Source organism: Streptomyces finlayi, assembly GCF_014216315.1.
Classification (GTDB): Bacteria; Actinomycetota; Actinomycetes; order Streptomycetales; family Streptomycetaceae; genus Streptomyces; species Streptomyces finlayi_A.
This window is the reverse complement of the sequence record NZ_CP045702.1, coordinates 5,834,300-5,857,932: the sequence shown is the minus strand read 5'-3', so window position 1 is coordinate 5,857,932 and position 23,633 is coordinate 5,834,300. Positions and strand designations below refer to the sequence as shown.

20 protein-coding genes and 3 pseudogenes are annotated in these 23,633 nt (G+C 72.2%); 16 read left to right on the top strand and 7 right to left on the bottom strand.

Annotation, left to right across the window (positions count from 1 at the left end; translation table 11 throughout):
* Positions 1-157: 157 nt before the first annotated feature.
* From F0344_RS36145 to F0344_RS26760, 3 genes and pseudogenes are all read left to right on the top strand, one after another.
* Positions 158-631 (top strand): annotated as a pseudogene (locus tag F0344_RS36145) (ATP-binding cassette domain-containing protein); the annotation flags it as partial.
* Positions 618-1,502: pseudogene (locus tag F0344_RS36140) on the top strand (sensor histidine kinase); the annotation flags it as partial. The pseudogenes F0344_RS36145 and F0344_RS36140, both read left to right, overlap by 14 nt.
* A 5-nt stretch (positions 1,503-1,507) precedes the next feature.
* Entirely contained in the window at positions 1,508-2,140 is a 633-nt protein-coding gene (locus F0344_RS26760; RefSeq protein ID WP_185302910.1) for a response regulator transcription factor, read from the top strand.
* A 7-nt stretch (positions 2,141-2,147) separates the two neighbouring features.
* On the opposite strand, the gene F0344_RS26755 is transcribed toward F0344_RS26760, so the two are convergent.
* From F0344_RS26755 to F0344_RS26745, 3 genes are all read right to left on the bottom strand, one after another.
* Positions 2,148-3,587: an MFS transporter gene (locus tag F0344_RS26755; RefSeq protein ID WP_185301199.1), complete on the bottom strand. Its 1,440-nt coding sequence runs from the start codon at positions 3,585-3,587 to the stop codon at positions 2,148-2,150.
* Positions 3,588-3,804: 217 nt separating this feature from the next.
* Positions 3,805-5,007, bottom strand: a complete 1,203-nt coding sequence (locus F0344_RS26750; protein ID WP_185301198.1) for a lipid-transfer protein — start codon at positions 5,005-5,007, stop codon at positions 3,805-3,807.
* A 12-nt stretch (positions 5,008-5,019) separates the two neighbouring features.
* Positions 5,020-7,245, bottom strand: a complete 2,226-nt coding sequence (locus F0344_RS26745; RefSeq protein ID WP_185301197.1) for an acyl-CoA dehydrogenase — start codon at positions 7,243-7,245, stop codon at positions 5,020-5,022.
* Positions 7,246-7,449: 204 nt separating this feature from the next.
* On the opposite strand from F0344_RS26745, the gene F0344_RS26740 reads away from it, so the two are divergent.
* The 5 genes from F0344_RS26740 (at position 7,450) to F0344_RS26720 (ending at position 12,824) form a co-directional block, all read left to right on the top strand.
* Positions 7,450-8,979 carry an MFS transporter gene (locus F0344_RS26740; RefSeq protein WP_185301196.1) on the top strand — a complete coding sequence of 510 codons (1,530 nt, stop codon included), beginning with the start codon at positions 7,450-7,452 and terminating at the stop codon, positions 8,977-8,979.
* 183 nt (positions 8,980-9,162) lie between these two features.
* Entirely contained in the window at positions 9,163-9,750 is a 588-nt protein-coding gene (locus F0344_RS26735) for a class I SAM-dependent methyltransferase (protein ID WP_374940168.1), read from the top strand.
* Positions 9,751-9,772: 22 nt separating this feature from the next.
* On the top strand, positions 9,773-10,651 hold the full coding sequence (locus F0344_RS26730) for an N-acetylmuramoyl-L-alanine amidase (RefSeq protein ID WP_185301194.1): 879 nt from the start codon (positions 9,773-9,775) through the stop codon (positions 10,649-10,651).
* 186 nt (positions 10,652-10,837) lie between these two features.
* Positions 10,838-11,701: a hypothetical protein gene (locus F0344_RS26725; RefSeq protein ID WP_185301193.1), complete on the top strand. Its 864-nt coding sequence runs from the start codon at positions 10,838-10,840 to the stop codon at positions 11,699-11,701.
* Between the two features lie 112 nt (positions 11,702-11,813).
* Entirely contained in the window at positions 11,814-12,824 is a 1,011-nt protein-coding gene (locus F0344_RS26720) for an LLM class F420-dependent oxidoreductase (RefSeq protein WP_185301192.1), read from the top strand.
* A 10-nt stretch (positions 12,825-12,834) separates the two neighbouring features.
* On the opposite strand, the pseudogene F0344_RS26715 reads toward F0344_RS26720, so the two are convergent.
* A pseudogene (locus F0344_RS26715) lies at positions 12,835-13,165 on the bottom strand (hypothetical protein); the annotation flags it as partial.
* A gap of 176 nt (positions 13,166-13,341) precedes the next feature.
* On the opposite strand from F0344_RS26715, the gene F0344_RS26710 reads away from it, so the two are divergent.
* Positions 13,342-13,635, top strand: coding sequence for a hypothetical protein (locus F0344_RS26710; protein ID WP_185301191.1), 294 nt, complete (start codon positions 13,342-13,344; stop codon positions 13,633-13,635).
* Between the two features lie 49 nt (positions 13,636-13,684).
* On the opposite strand, the gene F0344_RS26705 is transcribed toward F0344_RS26710, so the two are convergent.
* Genes F0344_RS26705 through F0344_RS26695 form a run of 3 tightly spaced genes read right to left on the bottom strand, consistent with a single transcriptional unit; the run spans position 13,685 to position 16,855 of the window.
* Positions 13,685-14,758 carry a prenyltransferase/squalene oxidase repeat-containing protein gene (locus tag F0344_RS26705; protein WP_185301190.1) on the bottom strand — a complete coding sequence of 358 codons (1,074 nt, stop codon included), beginning with the start codon at positions 14,756-14,758 and terminating at the stop codon, positions 13,685-13,687.
* The gene (locus tag F0344_RS26700; RefSeq protein WP_185301189.1) at positions 14,755-15,495 is read right to left on the bottom strand and encodes a class I SAM-dependent methyltransferase; all 741 of its coding nucleotides are present in this window, start codon (positions 15,493-15,495) and stop codon (positions 14,755-14,757) included. Before F0344_RS26700 ends, F0344_RS26705 begins: the two co-directional genes overlap by 4 nt.
* 52 nt (positions 15,496-15,547) lie before the next feature.
* Positions 15,548-16,855 (bottom strand): glycosyltransferase family 4 protein, encoded by a 1,308-nt coding sequence (locus F0344_RS26695; RefSeq protein WP_185301188.1) that lies wholly within the window; start codon positions 16,853-16,855, stop codon positions 15,548-15,550.
* 230 nt (positions 16,856-17,085) lie between these two features.
* On the opposite strand from F0344_RS26695, the gene F0344_RS26690 reads away from it, so the two are divergent.
* From F0344_RS26690 to F0344_RS26660, 7 genes are all read left to right on the top strand, one after another.
* Positions 17,086-17,700 (top strand): TetR family transcriptional regulator, encoded by a 615-nt coding sequence (locus F0344_RS26690; protein WP_185301187.1) that lies wholly within the window; start codon positions 17,086-17,088, stop codon positions 17,698-17,700.
* A 135-nt stretch (positions 17,701-17,835) separates the two neighbouring features.
* Positions 17,836-19,074, top strand: coding sequence for a substrate-binding domain-containing protein (locus tag F0344_RS26685; protein WP_185301186.1), 1,239 nt, complete (start codon positions 17,836-17,838; stop codon positions 19,072-19,074).
* A gap of 3 nt (positions 19,075-19,077) precedes the next feature.
* On the top strand, positions 19,078-19,869 hold the full coding sequence (locus F0344_RS26680) for an ABC transporter ATP-binding protein (RefSeq protein ID WP_185301185.1): 792 nt from the start codon (positions 19,078-19,080) through the stop codon (positions 19,867-19,869).
* Positions 19,866-20,624, top strand: coding sequence for an ABC transporter ATP-binding protein (locus F0344_RS26675; protein WP_258050130.1), 759 nt, complete (start codon positions 19,866-19,868; stop codon positions 20,622-20,624). Before F0344_RS26680 ends, F0344_RS26675 begins: the two co-directional genes overlap by 4 nt.
* Positions 20,624-21,511: a branched-chain amino acid ABC transporter permease gene (locus F0344_RS26670; protein WP_185301184.1), complete on the top strand. Its 888-nt coding sequence runs from the start codon at positions 20,624-20,626 to the stop codon at positions 21,509-21,511. The genes F0344_RS26675 and F0344_RS26670 overlap by 1 nt, the downstream gene beginning before the upstream one ends.
* The gene (locus F0344_RS26665) at positions 21,508-22,644 is read left to right on the top strand and encodes a branched-chain amino acid ABC transporter permease (protein WP_185301183.1); all 1,137 of its coding nucleotides are present in this window, start codon (positions 21,508-21,510) and stop codon (positions 22,642-22,644) included. The genes F0344_RS26670 and F0344_RS26665 overlap by 4 nt, the downstream gene beginning before the upstream one ends.
* Complete coding sequence (locus F0344_RS26660) at positions 22,641-23,567, top strand: alpha/beta hydrolase (RefSeq protein WP_185301182.1); 927 nt, start codon at positions 22,641-22,643, stop codon at positions 23,565-23,567. The genes F0344_RS26665 and F0344_RS26660 overlap by 4 nt, the downstream gene beginning before the upstream one ends.
* Positions 23,568-23,633 lie beyond the last annotated feature (66 nt).

Here is a 23,633-nt window from a genome sequence, read left to right as displayed (position 1 = left end):
AGGGCCGATGGCCTATGTATAACGCAAGCTCCAGCACTTGTGAATACCGCTGACGCCACGTCAGATCCGTTCGGGGGCGGGCCGGTACATTTGTCACCGCCGAGTCCGTACATCCGCATCTGCCGGGGGTGGCCGCCTCCTCCGTAACGTCGTCGGCATGACGCAGACACCGGATTTCGCACCCGCGGTGAGCTTCGACGGGGCGGTCAAGCACTACGGCGCCGTACGGGCCGTGGACGGCGTCCACCTCGCCGTACGGCGCGGCGAGACGGTCGCCCTGCTCGGGCGCAACGGGGCGGGCAAGTCCTCCACGATCGGACTTCTCCTGGGCCTGAACGAACCCGACGCCGGTCAGGTGCGGCTCTTCGGTGACACCCCGGGGCGGGCGGTTCGGGCCGGACGGATCGGGGCGATGCTGCAGGACGGGGCGGGGGTCCCCGGGGTCACCGTGCGGGAGCTGGTCGCGTTCGTCGCCTCCACCTATCCGCGGCCGATGCCGGTCGCGCAGGCGCTGGCGCTGGCCGGGCTGACCGACTTCGCCGGACGCCGCGTCGACAAGCTCTCGGGGGGCCAGACCCAACGGGTGCGCTTCGCGGTCGCGCTGGCGGGCAACCCGCAGCTGGCTGTTCTTCTTCATGCTGCTCGGCCTCGCCACCGGCTCGATCGTGCGCGGCAGGCACCTCTTCCCTGTCGTTCTCGGCCTGAGCGCACTGGCCGGACTGGTCGCGAGGCTCCGGGACGGCTGGGGCGCCGTCAACGCCGCGTACGGGACGTTCATCTCCGCGATGGTGACGGCTGCGATCGTCGCGCTCTCCGAGACGGTCAAGGAACTCCGCGAAACACGGGAGGAACTGGCCCGCACGGCGGTGGAACGGGAACGCCTGCGCTTCTCCCGGGATCTGCACGACCTGCTGGGCCACACCCTGTCGGTGATCGTCGTGAAGTCCGAGGCCGCGCGCCGGCTCGCCCCGCACGACATGGACGCCGCGCTGGAACAGGTCTCCGACATCGAGTCGGTCGGCCGCCAGGCCCTCACCGAGATCCGTGAGGCCGTCACCGGCTACCGCGAGGGCAGCCTGGCCACGGAACTGGACCGGGCCCGCTCGGCACTCTCCGCCGCAGGGATCGAGCCCGTCGTGCACCGGTCGGGACCGCCGCTCACCGCACAGAGCGAGGCGCTGATGGGCTGGGTGGTACGTGAATCGGTCACCAACTCCGTACGGCACAGCGGTGCGTCACGCTGCGAGATCGAGGTGGAGGGCTCACCTGAGCACGTCCGCCTGAGAATCACGGACAACGGCCGGGGCATGCCCGCCGACCGCGAGCCGCGGTCCCGTACGGGCACCGGCCTCAAGGGCCTGACGGAACGCCTGGCCCAGGCGGGCGGCTCCCTGGAGGCGGGCCCGGCGGAACGCGGCGGCTTCCGGGTACTGGCCGGACTCCCGGTGCCGGAAGCGTCCCGGGCTTCCCCGAACCCGGCCGGCCATAACCTGACCCCGTGAACGAGATGCCGCAGGATCACCGCCCCGCGCGGTCCGTACGTGTTCTGCTCGCCGAGGACCAGGGCATGATGCGGGGCGCCCTCGCCCTGTTGCTGGGCATGGAGGCGGACATCGAGGTCGTCGCGCAGGTGGGGGCCGGGGACGAGGTCGTGCGGGCCGCTCTGGCGGCGCGGCCCGATGTGGCGCTGCTGGACATCGAGATGCCGGGGATGAGCGGGCTGGACGCCGCCGCCCTGTTGCGGAACGAGGTGCCGGACTGCCGGGTGCTGATCCTCACGACCTTCGGGCGGCCCGGGTACCTGCGCCGGGCCATGGAGGCCGGTGCCGCCGGGTTCCTCGTCAAGGACGGGCCGGTCGAGGAGCTTGCCGAGGCGATCCGCAAGGTGCTGCGCGGCGAGACCGTGATCGATCCGGCGCTCGCGGCGGCGGCACTCGGGGCCGGCCCCAGCCCGCTCACGGCGCGGGAGCGCGACGCGCTGAACGCGTCCGTGGACGGGGCGACGGTCGCGGACATCGCGGTGAAGCTGCGGCTGTCCGAGTCCACCGTCCGCAACTACCTGTCGTCCGCGATCGGCAAGACCGGCACCCGCAACCGCATGGAGGCGATGCGGGCGGCCCGGCAGCAGGGGTGGCTCTGAGGGGCCGTCAGAGTTTCGGGGACGGCGTCCGGTGGTTCGGCAGCCACAGCAGCATGAGCGCCGCCCCGGCCAGCAGCACTCCGCAGGCGACCCGGAACGACAGTGCGTAACCGGCCGTGATCTCGGCGGACGTGCCCGAGCCGGCGGTGCGGGCCGCCGCGACGGTGGACAGGACGGCCAGCCCCAGTGCGCCGCCCATCGTGCGCGAGGTGTTGACCAGGCCCGAGACGAGTCCGGCGTCCCCGGGTGCGGCGCCGGACGTGGCGAGGGTGGCCAGTGGGGTGGAGGCGAGGCCGGCTCCACCCATCATCAGGAGGCCGGGGAGGCAGATCGCGGTGAGGTACGAGCCGTCTACGGTCATCGTCGACTGCCAGCCGAAGCCCGAGGCCGTGATCAGCAACCCGATCACGGCCAGGCTCTTCGCTCCCATGCGCACCATGAGGCGGGGGGCGAGTGTGGAGCCGATGACGACGGCGGCGGACGTGGGCATCAGGGCGAGTCCGGCCTGGAGCGGGCTGTACCCGAGCACGTTCTGCGCGTATATCGTGACGAAATACCACATGCAGAGCGTCGCGGAGCCCATCATGAACATGGCCACGTTCGCCGACGACACCGCCCGTACGCCGAGCACCCGCAGAGGCATCAGCGGGGCCGCCGTCCGGGACTCGACCAGGACGAAGGCAGCGAGCAACGCGAGCCCGGACAGCAGGGGTACGAGGGTGGCGGCGGCGGTCCAGCCTTCCGCCTCGGTCTCCGCGATGCCGTACGCGACCGTGGCGAGCCCGGCCGTGACGAGGAGGGCGCCGGGCAGGTCGACGCGCCGCCGGACGCCCGCCTGGCCCTCGGCGAGCCGGAGCGCGGCGCCGATGAGGACGAGGGCACCGATGGGCACGTTGATCAGCAGGACCCAGCGCCACGAGAGGGCTTCGGTGAGCGCCCCGCCGATCAGCCCGCCGGCCGCGCCACCGCCGGCGCCGACCGCCATCCACGTGCCGATGGCCCTGGTCCTGGCGGGGCCGTCGGGGACAGCGGCGGTGAGGATGGTGAGGGTGGCCGGGGACAGCACGGCGGCGCCGAGGCCCTGGGCGGCTCGGGCGGCCGGCAACTGCCAGCCCTCCTGGGCCAGTCCGCCGGCCAGCGAGGCGGCGGTGAACACGCCGAGTCCTATGAGGAACATCCGCTTGCGGCCGTACATGTCGGCCGCCCGTCCGCCGAGGAGCAGGAATCCGGCGAACGCGATCGCGTAGGCGCTGATGACCCATTGGAGCGCGGGGGCGCTCAGCGCCAGGTCGGTGCGCATGGACGGCAGGGCGACGTTGACTACGGACATGTCGAGGACGACGAGGAACTGGCCGGTGCAGGCTGCGAGCACCACCGCCCAGGTACCGGCGGTTCTGCGGTCGTCGGTTATGCGCGCGGGTGTCGTGACATCGGCCATGGCTGTCATGGTCCCAGGCGACCAGTGGTCAGTACATCGGTTGGAGGGCCGGAGTGGGCGTAGGCCTGGGGTCTTTCGTTTGGATCACGCCGGGCTCGCGGGGGCCGGCACGCGCTCCCTGATCCGGCCTGATCCGAACGAAAGGCCCCAGGTCCTGTCTGGAGTTCCCCCGCGGCGTCGCGGCGTCCGGCACCGCCGCCTCCGGCGCTGGAACTCCAGACAGGACCTAGCGGCGTAGGACTGTCACGACCGCCGCGCCGCCGAGGCCGATGTTGTGGGCGAGCCCGGTGCGTGCGCCCGGGACCTGGCGGGCGCCGGCCTCGTCGCGGAGCTGCCAGGTCAGTTCGGCGGCCTGGGCGATGCCGGTGGCGCCCAGGGGATGCCCCTTGGAGATCAGGCCGCCGGAGGGGTTGACGACCCATCGGCCGCCGTACGTGGTGGCCCCCGACTCGACGAGCTTGCCGGACTCGCCCTCCGCGCACAGGCCGAGTGCCTCGTAGGTGAGGAGTTCGTTGATGGAGAAGCAGTCGTGCAGCTCGATGACGTCGAGGTCCGCGGCGCAGAGTCCCGAGGCCGCGTAGACCTGTTGGGCGGCGGCCCGGGACATGGGTGCGCCGACCGCGTCGATGCAGGTGCCCGACGCGAAGGAGTCGCCGGTGTCGGTGGTCATGGCCTGGGCGACGATCTCGACGGCCTTGTGCCACAGCCCGTGCCGCTCGACGAAGCGTTCCGATACGACGACGGCGGCGGCGGCACCGTCCGACGTGGGTGAGCACTGGAGTCTGGTCAGGGGCCGGTGGACGGTCCGGGCGGCGAGGACCTCGTCGACGGTGTACGAATCCTGGAACTGGGCGTGGGGGTTGTTCACCGAGTGCCGGTGGTTCTTGGCGCCGACCGCCGCGAGTTGCGCCTCCGTCGTCCCGTACCGCTCCATGTGCTCGCGTGCCGCGTTGCCGAAGATCTGGGCGGTGGGCGGGGACATCTCGAAGCCGTGGGCGGCGGCCATGATCCCGTAGTGCCGGGCGACCGGAGAGGTCGCGAAGTCAGCCGCGCCGCCGTCCGCGCCCCCGCCGCCGAGCGAGCCGCGCGCCATCTTCTCGAAGCCGAGGGCGAGTACGCAGTCGGCGTGGCCGCCCTCGACGAACTGGCGGGCCATCATGAGCGCGGTCGCGCCGGTGGCGCAGTTGTTGTTGACGTTGTAGACGGGCACTCCGGTCAGGCCGAGTGCGTAGACCGCGCGCTGTCCCGCGGTGGAGGGCTGGAAGCAGTAGCCGACGGGGACCTGCTCGACCTGTTCGTACCGGATGCCCGCGTCGCCGAGCGCCTTGGTGCCGGCTTCCTCGGCCATGTCCCAGTACTGCCAGTCGCGGGTCTCGGGCTTCTCGAACTTCGTCATCCCGACGCCGACGATGTACGCCTTCGTGGTCATGGACCGGTCCTTTCAGTCACGCGGGAGGCCGAGGATGCGCTCGGCGACGACATTGAGCTGGACCTGTGTGGTGCCGCCCGCGATGGTCAGGCAGCGCGACATCAGGAAGCCGTGCACGGCCCGTTCCGCCGCCCCCTCGGTGGTGGCGCCCTCGGACCCCAGGAGTTCCAGGGTGAGTTCGGCGACCTTCTGCTGGTGGGTGGTCTGCACGAGCTTGCGTACGGAGGCTCCGGCTCCCGGTTCCAGGCCCGAGACCTGCTGGAGCGTGGTCCGCAGTCCGATGCACGCCAGGGCGTGGGCCTCGGCGGCGAGTGCGCCGACCCGGCTGCGGGCCGCTCCGTCGAGTCCGGCGGCGCGGGCGATCAGCGCTTCGAGGCCGGTGTCGAACGTCATCTGGTCGGCCATGTGCACGCGTTCGTTGCCCAGCGTGTTGCGGGCGACCCGCCAGCCGTCGCCGACCTCGCCGACGACCGCGTCTGCGGGCAGCAGCACGTCGTCGAAGTACACCTCGTTGAAGAGGGAGTCCCCGGTGATCTCCTTCAGCGGCCGGATGCCGATGCCGCGGGCGCTCTTCATGTCCACCAGGAAGTAGGTCAGCCCCCGGTGCTTGGGCGCCTTTGGGTCCGTCCGGGCGAGCAGGATGCCGTAGTCGGCGGACATGGCGGCGCTGGTCCACACCTTCTGACCGGTGACGCGCCAGCCCTCGTCGGTCCGTACCGCCCTGGTACGCAGCGAGGCGAGGTCGGAACCGGCGTCCGGCTCGGAGAAGAGCTGGCACCAGAGGAGTTCGCCCCGCAGGGTGGGCATGAGGAAGCGCTTCCGCTGGTCCTCGGACCCGTACGCGAGGAGGGAGGGCACCACCCACGTGGCGATCCCCAGGTCACTCACCTTGACGCCCTGCGCCGTCAACTCCTGCTGGACGGCGAGCTGCTGAACCGGTCCCGCGCCGAGTCCGTACGGGGCGGGGAGGTACGGGGCCGCGTAGCCGGACGGGGCGAGGGCGCGGCGGGCGGCCCGGGGGTCGAGGCCGCGGGCGGCGGCGACGGCCGGCCGTGCCTCGGCGCGGTGGGCGGCCGCCTCGGCGGGGAGCTCCAGCATGAGTTCGCGGCGGGCGCCGCTCCCGGCGAGCCGGACGGCGCGAAGGCGGTGGGCGTCACCGGAGCCGAGCAGTTGCCGGGCCACCACGGCCCGGCGCAGTTGGAGGTGGGCGTCGTGTTCCCAGGTGAAGCCGATGCCGCCGAGGATCTGGATGCAGTCCTTGGCGGAGCTGTACGCGGCGTCGAGTGCGGTGGCGGCGGCGAGGGCGGCGGTCAGTCCCCGCACGTCGGGCGTCTCGTCGGCGGCACGGGCCGCGTCCCAGGTGAGGGCGCGGGCCTGTTCGACCCGGACGAGCATGTCGGCGCACAGGTGCTTGACGGCCTGGAACCGTCCGATGGGGCGGCCGAACTGCTCGCGGACCTTGGCGTGTTCCGTGGCCGTGTGCAGGGAACGGGCGGCGGTGCCACAGGCGTCGGCGGCCAGCAGGACGGCGGCGAGATCGCGGACGGTCGCGGTGTCGGTGGCGACGACCCGGTGGGCGGGTACGCGGACTCCCCTGGCGTACACCTCGGCGGTGGGGCGGGTCGGGTCGACGCTGCGGTGCGGGCGTACGGTCAGCCCTTCCGTACGGGCGTCGACGGCGAACCACAGGGTGCCGGTGGCCGAGGTCGCGGCGAGCAGGAGCAGATCGGCTTCGGCGCCGCCGAGTACGGGCGGGGCCACGCCGTCGAGAAGATGGCCGCCCTCGGTCTCCACCGCGGTGAGGCCGGCGGCGCCGAGCGCAGCCGCTCCGACGCGGTCGCCGGTCGCGAGGTCCCTGACGAGACCCGCGGGGGCCCCGGGGCCCCCTGCCTCCGCCCTGTGCAGGACCGCCGAGGTCAGGACGGACGCCAGGTACGGGCCGGGGAGCGAGGCGTACGCGGCCTCTTCCAGGACCACGGCGAGGTCGAGGAGCGCGCCGCCCCCGCCCCCGTACTCCTCGGGCAGGTGGATGCCCGGCAGCCCCTGCCCGGCCAGTGCGTCCCAGTGGGCGGGGCGGGCGTCCGGTGCGTGGGTGCCCGGCGCGGCCGGGGTGCCCGGCGCGCAGGGGTGTTCCGCGTCCAGGAGCGCGCGTGTCTCCTGAGGCGGTACGGCGCGGGCCAGCCCGCCCCGTACCGCCTGCGCCAAGGCGTGGTGCTCTTCGGTGATGCCGATGCCCATGCGGTTCCTCGCCGGTCGCAGCCACTGGAACGGCGCAAGAGTAGAACACGTTCCATTCCGAAGGAAGGTCAGAAGACCGCTCGTTTCGATCCGCTCCGGGTTCGCGTCCCGTTCACCGGAATACCTCGGGCGTACGGAAGTGTTCAGCATGCACACACTTGGGGGGAGCCCGGGTGGTCGGAGCGCTGCCCGGAGGCCGCACGTATGCAACGGACGACGAACGAACAGCTCGCCGGGGACCTCCCCGATCCGGGGAAGCACAGGACGGGCCGCGGGATCGTCCCCGTCCTCGCCTTCGCGGGTATCACCGTCGCGGTGATGCAGACCCTGCTCGTCCCCGTCATCAAGGACCTGCCCGCACTCCTGGACACCACCCCGTCGAACGCCACGTGGGTGATGACGGCGACCCTGCTGGCAGGGGCGGTGTCCACGCCCGTCATGGGGCGGCTCGGCGACCTCTACGGCAAGCGGCGGATGCTGCTGGCCAGCCTCGCCGTCATGGTATTCGGCTCACTGGTCTGCGCGTTCACCGATGACCTCGCCGTGATGATCGTCGGCCGCGCCCTCCAGGGCTTCGCCATGGGTGCCATACCGCTCGGCATCGGGATCATGCGCGACGAGCTGCCGCGCGAGCGCCTCGGCTCGGCGATGGGCCTGATGAGTTCGTCGATCGGGGTGGGTGGCGGACTCGCCCTGCCCGCCGCCGCGGTGGTCGCCCAGCACACCGACTGGCACGCCCTCTTCCTCGGATCGGCCGGGCTCGGCGTGGTCGCCATGGTGCTCACCATGCTGATCGTCCCCGAGCCTCCGCTGCGCGCCCCCGGACGCTTCGACGTCATCGGCGCGCTCGGACTCTCGCTCGGTCTGGTCTGTCTGCTGATCCCCGTCACGAAGGGCAGCGACTGGGGCTGGACCTCATCCACCACGCTCGGACTGATCGGCGCGTCCCTGCTGATCCTCTTCCTGTGGGGCCTGTTCGAACTGCGCACCGCCGCCCCCCTGGTCGATCTGCGCACCACCGTCCGGCGCGAGGTGCTGCTCACCAACCTCGCCTCGATCATGCTGGGCGTCGCCTTCTACGCCGTCTCGCTGGTGCTGCCGCAGCTGCTCCAACTGCCCACCTCGACCGGCTACGGGCTGGGGCAGTCCATGGTGACGGCGGGGCTGTGCGTCGCGCCGCTGGGCCTGACGATGATGTTCGTCGCCCCGGTGTACGCCCGCGTCTCGGCCCGACGCGGACCGAAGGCGACCCTGATGCTCGGGATGCTGGTCATCGCGATCGGCTACGGGGCCGGGCTGGGCCTGATGAGCGCCGCGTGGCAGACCGTGGTGATCGCGGTGGTGCTCGGAGCCGGGATAGGGCTCGCGTACTCCTCGCTGCCCGCGCTGATCATCGGCGCCGTCGATCCGTCCCAGACGGGCGCCGCCAACGGGCTCAACACATTGATGCGCTCGATCGGCACCTCGGTGTCGAGTGCGGTGATCGGCATGGTGCTGGCGAACACCTCGGTGGCCATGGGACCGGTCCAGGTACCCAGCATGGAGGGTTTCCGGATCTCGTTCGTCATCGCGACGGGGGCGGTGCTGGTCGGCCTGGTGCTGGCCGCCTGCCTGCCCTCGCAGCGGCCGGCGGGGCCGGTGCTGCTGGCGAGCAGCGCGGACGACGCGCTGCTCGCCACGGCCTCGCCGGAACCGGCCTCCGCCCCCGCGGCCTGGGCCCCCGCCCGGGCCTGACCCCCCGGGGTCAGCGCGGCGGGGTCAGCGCACCGGGTCAGCGCACCGGCCCCCGCCGTCTCGCCGGGCGGGGGCGTACGGCACGATGGGGCGCCGTCGATCGACCCACCCACCTGGAGGAACGCCGTGGCCGCCGAGCCCAAGCCGGAGATCCTTGCCGCGTTCGAGGCCGCCAAAGGCTTCATGCCGGTACGCGAAGGGCTCGCCCTGTACGCGGCGGCGGCCGACGCCGCCACGCTCGGGCTCCCGCTCCTGGAGGTGGGCACCTACTGCGGCCGCTCCACGATCCTGCTCGCGGACGCCGCCCGCTCGGCGGGGGTCACGGCACTCACGGTGGACCACCACCGGGGCAGCGAGGAGCAGCAGCCGGGCTGGGAGTACCACGACCCGACCGTCGTCGACCCCGAGGTCGGCCTGATGGACACGCTCCCCACCTTCCGGCGCACCCTGCGCAGGGCCGGTCTCGAGGAGCACGTGGTGGCGCTCGTCGGCAGGTCGCCGCAGGTCGCGGCCGTCTGGGGCGGGAAGCTCGGCTTCGTCTTCATCGACGGCGGTCACACCGACGAGCACGCGAACGGTGACTACGAGGGCTGGGCGCCGCATGTCGCCGACGGCGGGCTCCTGGTGATCCACGACGTGTTCCCCGACCCCGCGGACGGCGGCCAGGCCCCGCACCGCGTCCATCAGCGGGCGCTGGCCTCCGGCGCGTTCAGCGAGATCTCGGTGACGGACTCGCTGCGCGTGCTGCGGCGCACGGGGCCGGGAATCTGAGCCGCCCGGATAGGGTCGCCGCGTGCCGTACGACGACAGAACTCCCCCCACCCGCCACGGCCGGCCCGTGCTCACCGCCGCCGCCCTGGCCATCCTGTCCCTGACCGTCGCCGGGTGCGGAGCCGCAGGCGGCAGCGCCGACGCGAAGCAGACGCGGCCGCGCCCCGGCAGCAGTGCCGTGCCGCCCTCCGAGGCCTCCTCCGCCGCCGCCAAGCCCCTGCCGAAGGGTCCGCTCACGGGCAGGACCGTGGTGATCGACCCCGGGCACAACCCCCGCAACCGTGACCACACCCGCGAGATCAACAGCAAGGTGGACATCGGTACGGGCATGAAGGAGTGTGACACCACGGGCACCGCGACCGACGCCGGTTACGCGGAGGCGCGGTTCACCCTCGACGTGTCGCACCGGCTGCGCACCCTGCTGGAGTCGCAGGGCGCGAAGGTCGTGCTCACGCACCACGAGGACCGCCCCTTCGGCCCGTGCATCGACGAGCGGGCCCGGATCGGCAACGAGGCCGGGGCCGACGCGGTCGTCTCCGTCCACGCGGACGGTTCCGCGGCCGGCAACCGCGGGTTCCATGTGATCGTCCCCGGACCGGTGAACGAAGGTGCGGCGGACACCACGAAAATCGTCGGACCCTCGCGCGAACTCGGCACCCGTATCGCCGGACAGTTCCACCGCGCCACCGGAAGCGCGCCTTCCAATTACGTCGGCGACCACACCGGTCTCGACACCCGCAAGGATCTCGGCGGACTGAATCTGTCGACCGTGCCGAAGGTCTTCGTCGAATGCGGCAACATGCGTGATCCGAAGGACGCGGCGCTGCTCACGAGCGCGAAGTGGCGTCAGAAGGCGGCCCGCGGTATCGCCGACGGCATCAGCGGCTACCTCAACGGGTAGACCCCGTAAGGCCTGCGCGGGAATTGGGCGGATAACAGCCCAAGGTCCGGGGCGGGGCACAACCCGGCCGGGCAGACGATAGATTCATCCGTACGATGGGGAGCCGCCCCCGAGCTTCGCGCCGTACCCGCCGAACAGGCGGCAGCGACGACCGCCCCGACGAGACGACCGACTAAGGACCTTCACGTGAATATCCGCTCCCTCACTCGAGGCGACGGGGTGGTGATCGGAGCAGCGGTGGTGCTGTTCATCGCCTCTTTCCTCGACCTCTCCGGCTTCGACTGCCCCACGGGCGTCAACTGCTCCAGTTTCGAAAGCCCGAACGCCTGGGACTCGCTCTCGTATCTCATGAGCATCTTCCTGGCCGGAGTCATCGGCGCGGCGCTGGTGATCGTGAGCCGTTCCATGCCGGGCCGCAAGGTCGTGGGGCTGGACCTCGGGCAGTTCGGTGTCGCGTTCACCGTCTTCTCGCTGTGGACGGCGTTCTGGACGATCATCGACGCCCCCGACGCGGGCGCCGGCTTGATCCTCGGCCTTCTCGCGGCCGTCGTGCTGGCGGCCGGTGCGATCGCCACCCCGATGGTTCCGGCTCTCAAGGCCCCGCTGATGGGCGCCCCGCGCCCGGTGCAGCAGGGTGCGCAGGCGCCGTACGGTGCGCAGGCGCAGCCCGGCCAGGGCTACGGCTATCCCGGCGCCCAGCAGCAGCCCTACGGCACGCAGCCGGGTCAGCCCCAGCCGTACGGTGCGCAGCCGCAGCCCGGTCAGGCCGACCCGGCGCAGGCGCACGCCATGCAGGGGCAGCAGGCCCCGCAGGCGCAGCACGGACCGCAGGACGGTGGAGCGCCTGCCGCTGACTTCACCCCGTTCTGGTTCGCCGTTCCGGTGGCCCGTCCGCTGTACGGCGAGGACGGTTCGCCGAACCCGATCGCCGAGCTGGCGCCGGGCACCTGGTACCTCGCGGTCGAGCAGCGCGGTCCGGGCCTCATCGCCCAGACCCAGGACGGCCGTCGTGGAGTCCTCCAGGACACCACGGGCATCCAGCGCGGCTGACCCCGCGCACCTACGTCGCGGCCCCTCGCCCTTCCGGGCGGGGGGCCGTTGTCGTACAGTCCTCCCGCACCGGCATGCTGACGGTACGTCATATACGGCTGGAGGGACGGCTGTGCGACTCGGACTCGCTCTCGGATACTGGGGCCGCGGCCCGAACCCCCACCACCTCGCCCTGGCCCGCGGTGCCGAGGATCTCGGCTACGACTCCGTGTGGACGGCGGAGGCCTGGGGCTCGGACGCGTTCACCCCGCTGACGTGGATCGCGGCCCACACCTCCCGCATCCGGCTCGGTACCGCCCTCGCGCAGATGGCGGCCCGTACGCCCACCGCGACGGCCATGCACGCGCTGACCCTGGACCACCTCTCGGGCGGCCGGATGATGCTGGGGCTCGGACTGTCCGGGCCGCAGGTGGTGGAGGGGTGGTACGGCCGTCCGTTCCCCAGCAGCCCACTGACCGCGACCCGCGAGTACGTGGAGGTGATCCGGCAGGTGCTCGCCCGGGAAGGCCCCGTCGAGCTGGCGGGACGCTTCCACTCCCACCCGTACGACGGTCCGGACGGCACGGGCCTGGGCAAACCGCTGAGGTCGATCACCCACCCGCTGCGTGCCCGGCTCCCCGTGCTGCTGGGCGCGGAGGGACCGAAGAACGTCGCCCAGACGACCAGGATCGCGGACGGCTGGCTCCCGCTGTACTGGTCCCCCACCCGCCCCGAGGTGTACGGCGTCACGGCCGCCGGTCTCCCCGAGGGCTTCATGGTCGCGCCGATGGCACGGGCGCAGGTGTGCCAGGACGTGGCCGAGGGCCTGTGGCCGGTGAAGGCGATGCTGGGGTTCTACATCGGCGGCATGGGACACGCGACGCGGAACTTCCACGCGGATCTGATGGGGCGGATGGGATACGAGGAGGAGGCCCGTCGCATCCAACGGCTGTTCCAGGAGGGCCGTAAGAAGGAGGCGGTACTCGCGGTCCCGGACGCCTTCGCCGACGAGATCTCACTGACCGGCCCACGCGAACGGATCGCGGAGCGCCTGGAGCTATGGCGCGAGGGCCCGGTGACCGACCTCCTGATCACGGCACCGGATCCCCACACGCTCCGGGTGCTGGCGGAGCTCAACTCCTGAAGCGGTTGATGATCAGCGGGTCGCCCTTGGCGTTCTCGGATGCCGCCTTCAGCCGGTTGTACGCGAATCCGCCCGCGAGCCCCGCCTTGACCAAGGCGAACGTGCGGCCGTCCGCCCTTCTTGAACGAGCCCGCGCGACAGGGCTTCACGATCCGCTGGTACGTCGCACCGGCCGCCGGCCCCGCGTTGGCCACGAACCGGGTCTTGGCGAGCTTCTGCTTCTCGGCGGTGGCCGAGGGGCTCGGGCTGGGGCTCCCGGTCGTGACGGCGTTCTTCGCCTTGTCGCTGTCCCCACACCCCGTGGCGCTCACCAGCACTGCGCAGGACAACAGCAATGCCACCGCGGCGCGGTGGACGCAACGGTGCCGGGAACGGGGCGCGGCGGGCCTCCCGGCAGGGCTCTCGCAGGAGTGCAGGGCACTTCCGCACTCCTGGTCAGGTTCCCCGCCGGGAAAGGGACCGCCAGTTGGAGGGGCCTTCCGGGTTTCAACCGGCTTGGAACGGTAATCCGTAGTCCATGTCTCCGAGAACCGGCACAGGAAGCAGTACCGCCGCACGCGTCATAGCCGTCGTGGCCGACGTCATGGCCTTCATCATCGGCTTGTGGATTCTGATGTACCTGCTCGAGGCCAACCCGGCCAACGACTTCGTCGAGTGGGTACGGGACGCCGCCAGGTGGCTGGCCGGCTGGTCGCACGACCTGTTCACCTTCGACGCCGAGTGGGCCCGGGTCGTCACCGGGTACGGTCTCGCCGCCGTCGTCTACCTCTTCATCGGTCACGCCGTGGCCGGCCGTATCCGCCGCTCCTGAGCCGTCCCTGAACGGTCAGTGAGCGATCAGCAAGCACCTCACCGAACCCTCAGCGGCAGCACTCCGGTTCCAGTCCCCTGGGCAGCCGTTCACCGCTGAAGACCGCGGTGGTCGCCTCGTCCCCCCCGAGCGCGGCCACCGCCAGTAGCAGGGAGCCCGCCGTCCAGGTGGTCAGCTCCTCGGGCCAGAAGGCCCGGTTGCCCTCGAAGACGTATCCCGTCCAGTACAGGCCGCCCTCGGCGCGCAGGTGCTGAACGGACTGGAGGATCTCCAGGGCGCGGTCGGACTCGCCCATCACCCAGAGCGCCAGGGCCAGTTCGCAGCTCTCGCCACCGGTGACCCATGGATTGGGGAGCACACAGCGCACCCCGAGTCCGGGGACAACGAACCGGTCCCAGTGCGCGTCGATCCGCTTCTGCGCGGCGGGGCCGGTGACCGCGCCGCCGAGGACCGGGTAGTACCAGTCCATCGAGTAGTGGTTCTTGTCCAGGAAGCGTTCCGGATGGTCGCGGATCGCGTGAGCGAGCGCCCCGGTCGCCAGCTCCCAGTCCGGCTGCGGCTCTTCGCGTTCCTCGGCGATGGCCAGTGCGCAGCGCAGGGCCTGGTGGATGGAGGAGGAGCCGGTGAGCAGGGCGTCGGTGACGGCGGTGCCGTCGGGCTCCCGCTTCCAGCCGATCTGGCCGCCGGGCTGCTGGAGGCGCAGGACGAACTCGACGGCGGCGTAGACCGTCGGCCACATCCGGTCGACGAACGCGTCGTCGCCGGTGGCGAGGTAGTGGTGCCAGACGCCGACCGCGACGTACGCGCAGAAGTTGGTCTCGCGGCTGCGGTCGGTCGGCTGCTCCGCGTCGCCGTCGTGGTAGGCGGCGTACCAGGAGCCGTCCTCGTTCTGGTGGCGGGCCAGCCAGTCGTAGGCGCGTTCCGCGGCCTCGTGCTCGCCGGACGCGTCGAGGGCCATGGCGGCCTCGGTGTGGTCCCACGGGTCGAGGTGGTGGCCGCGGAACCAGGGCAGCGCCCCGTCCTCACGCTGGACCGCGCGCAGTGCGGCGACGGTCTCGGCGGCCTCGCCGGCGGTGAGGACCCCGGGCAGTACGAGGTGTTCGGTGCGCTCGGGCGTACTCACGCCTCGGCCTTGGGGAGGTGCGGCTTCGTCGCGTACGCCACGAAGCTCTTGCCCACGACCGGGTTGAGCAGCTGCTCGGCGACCCGGGTGACGGCGGGTTTCTTCATGATGTCCCAGACCAGGAGCTTGTGGTACGCCCGCACCGGCAGCGCTGCGTCCTTGCCGTCGCGGCCCACCCCGAAGGCGCACTTGAGCCACCAGTACGGGCTGTGGAGCGCGTGCGCGTGGTGGGTGCCGTACGGCTTGAGTCCGGCCTCGCGGATCTTGCGGAGCAGTTCGTCGGCCTTGTAGATCCGGATGTGGCCGCCCTCCACCTCGTGGTAGGCGTCGGAGAGCGACCAGCAGACCTTCTCGGGGCCGTAGCGCGGCACGGTGATCGCTATCCGGCCGCCGGGCCGCAGGACGCGGACCATCTCTGCGAGCACGCCCTTGTCGTCGGGGATGTGCTCCATCACCTCGGAGATGATCACGACGTCGAAGGAGTCGTCGGGGAAGGGCAGGTTGAGGGCGTCGCCCTCCATCGCGGTGGCGGTGGCGCCCTCGGGGGCCTCACCCGCCTCCTTCATCGCGGCGAACCACGTGGCGACCTCGCGGATCTCCTCGGCGTTCCGGTCCAGGGCCACCACCTGGGCGCCGCGCCGGTAGCACTCGAAGGCGTGCCGGCCGGCACCGCAGCCCAGATCGAGCACTCGGTCGCCTGCGGCGAGCGGGAAGCGGGTGAAGTCGACGGTCAGCACGAGGGCCTGCCTTCGAGGTCGGAGGTACGGGTTCCGTGGGCCGCGGGGGCAGTCACCTGCGGGCTCCCCGGGAGACCATCGCCTGACGGTACAGCTCGGCCGTACCGAGGGCGGCCCTGGCCCAGGTGAAGCGGGCCAGGACCCGGTCGCGGCCGGCCGCGCCGAGGCGGGCCCGCAGTTGCGGGTCGTCGAGCAGCCGGCCGAGGGCGGCGGCCAGCGCGCCCGCGTCGCCGGGCGGTACGGCCAGGCAGGTCTCCCCGTCCGGTCCTGTGACCTCGGGGATCGCGCCGCCTGTCGTCGCGACGAGCGGCGTGCCGGTGGCCATCGCCTCGGCCGCGGGGAGGGAGAAGCCCTCGTACAGCGAGGGGACGCAGGCGATCTGGGCGCCGCGCACCAGGTCGACCAGTTCGGCGTCGCTGATGCCCTTGACGAACTCGACGGCGTCCTGGAGTCCGTACCGTTCGATGGCCTGGGCGACGGGTCCGTCCTCGGCCCGCCTGCCGACGACCACGAGGTGCGCCCGCGGGTTCTCGGTGCGGAGCTTGGCCAGTGCCTCGACGAGGTGGACGAGGCCCTTGAGCGGGACGTCGGCGCTTGACGTGGTGACGATGCGGCCGGGCACTTCCGCGACGGCCGGATCGGGCGACCATAGGCCGGTGTCGGCCCCGATGTGCACCACGCTGACGCGGTCCTGCCGTACACCGAGGTGCTCGACGATCTCCTGCTGGGAGGAGCCGGAGACGGTGAGGACGGACGGCAGACGGCGGGCGACCCGCTTCTGCATACGGGTGAAGGCGTACCAGCGGCGTACGGAGGCGCGGCGGCGCCAGCCGGCGGCGGCGGCCAGGTCGAGCTGCCGGTCGACGGTGATGGGGTGGTGGATGGTGGTGACGAGCGGAGCACCGAGGTCGCCGAGCAGGCCGTACCCGAGGGTCTGGTTGTCGTGGATGACGTCGAAATCACCGCGGCGGGCCTGGAGGTGGCGCCGGGCCCGCAGGCTGAAGGTGAGTGGTTCGGGGAAGCCGCCGGTCCACATGGTGGCGACCTCGGTGAGGTCGATCCAGTCGCGGAACTCGCCGCGGCCCGGCGTGCGGAACGGGTCGGGCTGTCGGTACAGGTCCAGGCTCGGCAGTTCGGTGAGGGGGACACCCTCGTCGAGCACGGGATAGGGCTGGGCGCCGATCACTTCGACGCTGTGGCCGAGGCGGGCCAGTTCGCGGCCGAGATGGCGAACGTAGACGCCCTGGCCTCCGCAGAACGGATTGCCCTTGTACGTGAGGAGTGCGATGCGCAACGGCCGGTCGCCGGCGGGTGCTTCGGTGCCCGCCCGGGGGCCCGTCTCTATGGCCTCAGCGGTCACACTCGGCCCCCTTCTCACTGCGTGTTCGCCGGAGCGTAACCGCTCACGCTAATCTAGAACAAGTTTCAGACCGGATCGTTCGACGAGCATCGAATCTACCGGCAGGTAGCGTCGGCGTAACCGCCGGATCAGGTGATTCGCGCCACGGCAGGCACCCTGGCATGCTGTGCCCGCCCGCAATCCCGCTCCCCCTTGTGCCGGTCGCGGACAGAAGCCATGGATTGGGACACATGACAGCGGAAGCCAGACCCGCATCGCCGCCCCTGACGGAACGCCAGGAGGCCCGGCGCCGTCGCATCCTCCATGCCAGCGCCCAGCTCGCCGGCAAGGGCGGTTTCGAGGCCGTCCAGATGCGGGAGGTCGCGGAGGCCGCCGGGGTCGCCCTGGGCACGCTCTACCGCTACTTCCCCTCCAAGATCCATCTGCTGGTCGCCACGATGCAGGACCAGCTCCAGCACATGCACAGCACGCTCCGCAAGCGCCCCCCGTCCGGGGAGAGCGCCGCGGAACGGGTCGCCGAGACCCTGATGCGGGCCTTCAGGGCGCTCCAGCGGGAGCCCCATCTGGCCGACGCCATGGTGCGGGCGCTGACCTTCGCCGACCGCAGCGTGAGCCCCGAGGTGGACACCGTCTCGCGGCTCACGACGAAGATCGTGCTGGACGCGATGGGCCTGGAGAAGCCGACGCCGCAGCAGTTGTCGGCGGTCCGGGTCATCGAGCACACCTGGCACTCCGCGCTGATCACCTGGCTGTCGGGACGGGCATCGATCGCGCAGGTGAAGATGGACATCGAGACGGTGTGCAGGCTGATCGACCTGACGAGCGAGGAATCCGGTCCGGCCTAGGCCGTTCCCCGTGCCCATGTCGGGCACCCACATGGGGACCCGGTCAGGTGAGGGCTCCTGCACCATATCGACGGCGCCACGGTGTTCGTACGGTTCGGCCGACATCATCCGAACCACGCCGAGGAGCCGGTCACCATGCGCCGTCACAGAGCCGTAGGCACCGTCCAGCACCGTTCCCTGACCGCAGCCGCCCTCGCCACCGCCGCGCTGCTCCTGGCCGGCTGCACGGCCGCCGGGCAGGCGGGCGGCTCCGACCCGGCCGACGGTGGCAAGGACGAGACGGTCAAGGTGGGGCTGGTCTACTCGCGGACCGGGCTGCTCGCCGCGTACGGCAAGCAGTACCGCGACGGCTTCATGGCCGGGCTCGACCACGCCACCAAGGGCACCGGCAGAGCCGGCGGCCACCGCATCGAGGTGACGGAGCAGGACGACGCGGGCGACCCCGGCAAGGCGGTCGCCGCCGCGAAGAACCTGATCGGCAAGGGCTACAAGGTGCTGGCCGGTACCACCGACTCCGGCGTCGCCCTCCAGATGGCCCCGCTCGCCGCGCAGAACAAGGTGCTGTACGTCAGCGGGCCGGCCGCCACCGACGCGGTGACCGGGATCAACACGTACACCTTCCGGTCGGGCCGGCAGTCCTACCAGGACATCCGCACCGCGGGCACGATGCTCGGCGACGCCGAGGGCAAGAAGGTCACGGTGCTGGCCCAGGACTCCACCTTCGGCCAGGCCAACGTCGCCGCGGTCAAGGCGGTGCTCGGCGCCGGAGGCGCGAAGGTCGGCTCGGTGCTGGCGCCGCCCGGAGCGACGGACCTGACTCCCTTCGCCCGGCAGGTGAAGGCCGCGGGAACGGACCTGGTCTTCGTCGCCTGGGCCGGCTCCACCGCCCCGGCCCTGTGGACGGCACTGGACCAGCAGGGGGTGCTGGACGCCGGGAAGGTGGTCACGGGACTGGCCGGAACGGCCTCGTACCCGGTCTTCGGAGCGGCCGGCTCCAAGGTCTCGTTCCTGGCGCACTACTTCCCCGGCGCGGGCGGCGGCAACGCGGTGGAGCAGGCCATGCTGGACGCGGTCGAGAAGGCGGGCGGCACCCCCGACCTGTTCACCACGGACGGGTTCACGGCCGCCCAGATGATCGTCCGTGCCGTGGAGGAGGGCAGCCCCACCGACACCGCCGCCATGGTGAAGGCCCTGGAGGGCTGGACCTTCGACGGGGTGAAGGGCAAGGAGCAGGTCCGCGCCGAGGACCACGCCCTGCTGCAGCCGATGTTCGTGGCACGGCTGAAGGGGAAGGGCGCAGCCGCTGTGCCGGAGCTGGTGAGCACCCGGCCGATGGACGCGGTGGCGCCGCCTGTCGCGCCTTCGGCGGGCTGAGCGATGACGTCTCCGGGCACCACCACGGAACGCGACCGACACCTGCGCGCACCCGCCCCCGTCCTCGCCCTCGAAGGGCTCGGCTGGAGCATCGGCGGGGCGACCATCGTCCAGGACGTCACCCTGAGCGTCCGCGAGGGCGAGTTCCTGGCCTTCATCGGCCCCAACGGGGCGGGCAAGACCTCCCTGTTCAACCTGATCAGCGGGCTGACCACTCCCACGGCCGGCACCCTGGCGCTGGACGGTACGGACATGACGGCGCAGCCCGCGCACATCCGCGCGCGCCGTGGGATCGGCCGCACGTTCCAGACGTCCAGCCTCTGGCCGGGGATGAGCGTCGCCGATCACGTCCGGCTGGCCGCGCAGGCGGCGAAGGGCGGCTCGTACCGGCTGTGGCGACGGGCCTCCCCGTACACCGCCGAGGTGTGCGGCGTCCTGGAGCGCACCGGCCTCGGGCACCGGGCGCAGGCGACGGCGGCCGAGCTGTCCCACGGGGAGAAGCGCAAGCTCGAACTGGCGGTGCTGCTGGTCGGGGAGCCCAGGCTGATGCTGCTGGACGAGCCGATGGCCGGCGTCAGCGCCGAGGAGGTGCCCGCGCTCACCGAACTGATCCGCACCCTGCACCGCGACGAGGGCCGCACCGTCCTCATGGTCGAGCACCACATGGACGTCCTGCTGGGCCTCGCCGACCGGCTCGCCGTCATGCATCACGGGCAGCTCCTGGCGCTGGACACTCCGCGGGCCGTGACCGCCGACCCGGAGGTCCAGCGGGCCTACCTCGGGGAGGGGCTGTGACTCCGGACCCGGGCATCCTGCTCGCCGTACGGGACCTGCGGGTCCTGATCGGGGGGCGGCACATCCTGCACGGCGTGGACCTGGACGTCGCACGGCACGGGGTGACCGCGCTCCTGGGCCGCAACGGCGCCGGAAAGACCACGACCGTACGCGGCATCCTCGGCCTCGTCCCCCGCGCCGGCAGTGTGCGGCTCGACGGCGAGGAGACCGTCGCGCTGCCCACCCACGCCGTCGTCGGGCGGGGCATCGGTTACGCCCCCGAGGACCGCGGGATCTTCGCCGGGCTCACCGTGGCGGAGAACCTCCGGCTGGCGGAGCGGCGCGGGGCGGGTGAGCCCGCGTACGCACTCGTCCACGAGCTCTTCCCCGAACTGAAACAGCGCGCACGCCAGTTGGCGGGAACACTGTCCGGCGGCCAGCAGCAGATGGTGGCCATCGGGCGCACCCTGCTCAACACCAACCGGCTCGTCATCGCCGACGAACCCACCAAGGGCCTCGCGCCCCGGGTCGTCACCGAGGTCACCCAGGTACTGGAACGGGCCGCCGAGGCGGTGCCGGTGCTGCTCGTGGAGCAGAACCTCGCCGTCGTGCGCCGCCTGGCGGGCCGGTGTGTCGTCCTCGCCGACGGGCGCACCGCGCACCACGGTCCGGCGGAAGCGCTGCTGGGTGACGCGGAGGCGGCCCGCAGGCTCCTCGGCGTGGGGCACGGCCCGGCCGCCCATGCCTCTTCCCCGACCGCGGAGGCGGAATCCTGATGTCCACCATCGTTCTGCTCACCATGACCGGGCTCGGTCTGGGGGCGCTCTACTTCCTGATCGCGTCGGGCCTCTCGCTCATCTTCGGCCTGATGGACGTGCTCAACTTCGCGCACGGTGCCCTGCTCTCCATCGGCGCGTACGGCACCTGGTGGGCGGCGTCCGGGAATCTGCCCGGCGCGGGGCCCGGCGGTGCGGGCTTCGCCCTCGCCGTCCTGTTCGGTACGGCGGTGGGCACCGTCGCCGCCGTTCTGCTAGAACTCGCCGTGGTCCGCCCCCTCTACACCCGGCCGCGCGAGCAGGTGCTCGCCACCGTCGGGGTCGGGCTCGCCGTCCCCGCGCTGCTCTCGGGGATCTGGGGGCCGGACGCGCTGACGTTCCCGGGCCCCGAGGCGCTGTCGGGCACCTTCGGGCTGCTGGGCGCGCACGTCCCGGTCAACCGGCTGGTCCTGATCGCGGCGGCGGTCGTGGTCCTCGTCGCGCTGCGGCTGTTCCTCGGCCGGACCCGGCACGGACTCGTCGTACGGGCGGGGGTCGAGGACCGGGCGATGGTGACCGCTCTGGGCATCGACGTCCGCCGGGCGTTCACGCTCGTCTTCGCGATCGGCGGCTGTGTCGCCGCGCTCGGCGGGGCCCTCGGCGGGCTGTACTTCGGCTCGGTCGATCCCCGGCAGGGCACCTCGCTGCTGATCTTCGCCTTCGTGGTGGTGGTCACCGGCGGCATGGGTTCGGTGACCGGGGCCGCCGTGGCGGCCGTCGTCATCGGCCTGGTCCAGCAGTTCGCCAACTACTACACCGCAGCGGGCCTCGGCGACCTGGCCGTCGTCGTCCTGCTCGGCGCGCTGCTGCTCGTCCGGCCGCGCGGACTGACCGGGAGGCTCGCGTGAGTACCGCCACCGAGACACATGACCGTACCGACGGGCCGCCCGTCACGGGACCGCCGCGACCGGCTGCCGCGACACCGGCCCGGGTGCTGCGCTGGTGGCCCGCCGCCGCGCTGCTCGCCCTGGCCGTCGCCCCGTTCAGCGCGCTGCCGCTGCCGGGGCTGCTGGACGGACCGGTGGGCAGCCCCGGATCGCTGCAACTCCTGGCCACCTGCCTGTTGTTCGGCGCCCTGGCGACCGGCTACGACCTGCTGCTCGGCCGTACCGGGCTGCTGTCCTTCGGGCACGCGCTGTACTTCGCGGCGGGCAGCTACGCCACCAACATGTTCCTGCTGGAGGCCGGACTGCCGTTCGCCCTCGCCGCGGTGCTCGGCCTCTGCTTCGGGACCGCCCTGGCCCTGGTGCTCGGCTCGGTGAGCCTGCGGGTCACCGGCATCGGCTTCTCCATGGTGACGCTGGCCTTCGCGCAGGCGGGCTCGATCCTCGTCTCGCGCAACCCCGGCGGCCTCACCGGCGGCGAGGAGGGCCGCGCGGCACCCGCCGGACTGCTGCCGTCCGGGCTCGTCGGTATCGACAACACGGCGAATCTGTACTGGATCGCGCTGGCCTATCTCGTCCTCACGCTCGGTGTCGTCCACTGGGCCGTCCGCTCGCCCACGGGGCGCGTCTGGGAGGGCATCAAGGAGAACGAACGCCGGGTGGAGGTGCTGGGCCTGAAGCCGTACGGATTCAAGCTGACCGCCTTCGTGCTCGCGGGTGCGCTGGCCGCGGTCGGCGGGCTGGTCCACCTGCTGCTCACCGGGGGTTCCACCCCGCAGACGACGACCTCCGACTTCACGCTGTCGCTCCTGGTGATGGTGGTCCTGGGCGGGTCGGGGACCCGGTGGGGGCCGATGGTCGGCGGCATCCTCTACACCTGGGCCGATCACCGTCTCGGTGATCTCGCCGGGTCGGGGGCGGTCGCCGATCTCCCGGCGGTGCTACGGGTACCGCTGTCCCAGCCGCTGTTCCTGCTCGGGGTGCTGTTCGTGGCCGTGGTGCATCTGCTGCCCGGCGGCCTCACGCGGCTGCCCGCACGGCTGGGCGCGGGCCGCCGCGCCACAGCGAACACCTCGGTTGAAGGGCGCAGTTCATGACCACTACCCCGTACGAGGAACTGCGGGTCCCCGTCACCGGAGGCGCACTCGCGGCCCTGCGCTGGCCGGCCCACGAGGCCGGCGCCCCCGTGGTCGTGGCCCTGCACGGCATCACGGCCAACGCCCTGTCCTGGGGGCCGGTGGCCCGGGCGCTGGCGGGCCGGGTCACGCTGATCGCCCCGGACCTGCGGGGCCGGGCGGCCAGTTCCGGGCTGCCCGGCCCGTACGGGATCGCCGCGCACGCGGACGACGTGGCGGCCCTGGCCGGGGCCCTGTGCCCCGGCCAGGGCCGGGTGGTGCTGGCCGGCCACTCGATGGGCGCGTTCGTGGCGACGCTGGCCGCAGTACGGCATCCGGAGCGGTTCGGACCGCTGCTGCTCGTCGACGGCGGGGCCGGTTTCCCCGCGCCTGCCCACCTCTCCCCGGACGCGCTCCTGAGCGCCGTCATCGGACCGGCGATGGACCGGCTGTCGATGACGTTCCCCGACCGGGCCGCCTACCGGTCGTTCTGGCAGGCCCACCCGGCATTCGCCGGGGCGTGGTCGGCGGAGGTGGACGCCTACATCCAGCGCGATCTGACGGGTCGGGAGCCGCTGCTGCGCTCCACCTGCCGGATCGACGCCGTACGCGCCGACGGCGCCGGACTCTTCACCGAGGAGGTGCTGTCGGCGGTACGGAACCTGCCGGCCCCTGCCACGCTGCTGTGGGCGGAGCGGGGCCTGATGAACGAACCCCAGGGCCTGTACGACGAGTCCCGCCTGAAGGCGGCCGGCCTCCGGGGAGCGGGGGTCCGAACGGTACGCATCCCGGACGTGAACCACTACACGATCCTGACGGGCGACACAGGGGCAGGAGAAATCGCCCACCACCTGCTGACCGACTCACGACCAGGCTCAGCCACGCCAAGCCCACCCACCGTTTGAGGGCACCCCTCACGCCGGCGGCACCACGCGGCCCAGCCACATCGAGCCCGTCCGGCGTGAGAGGAC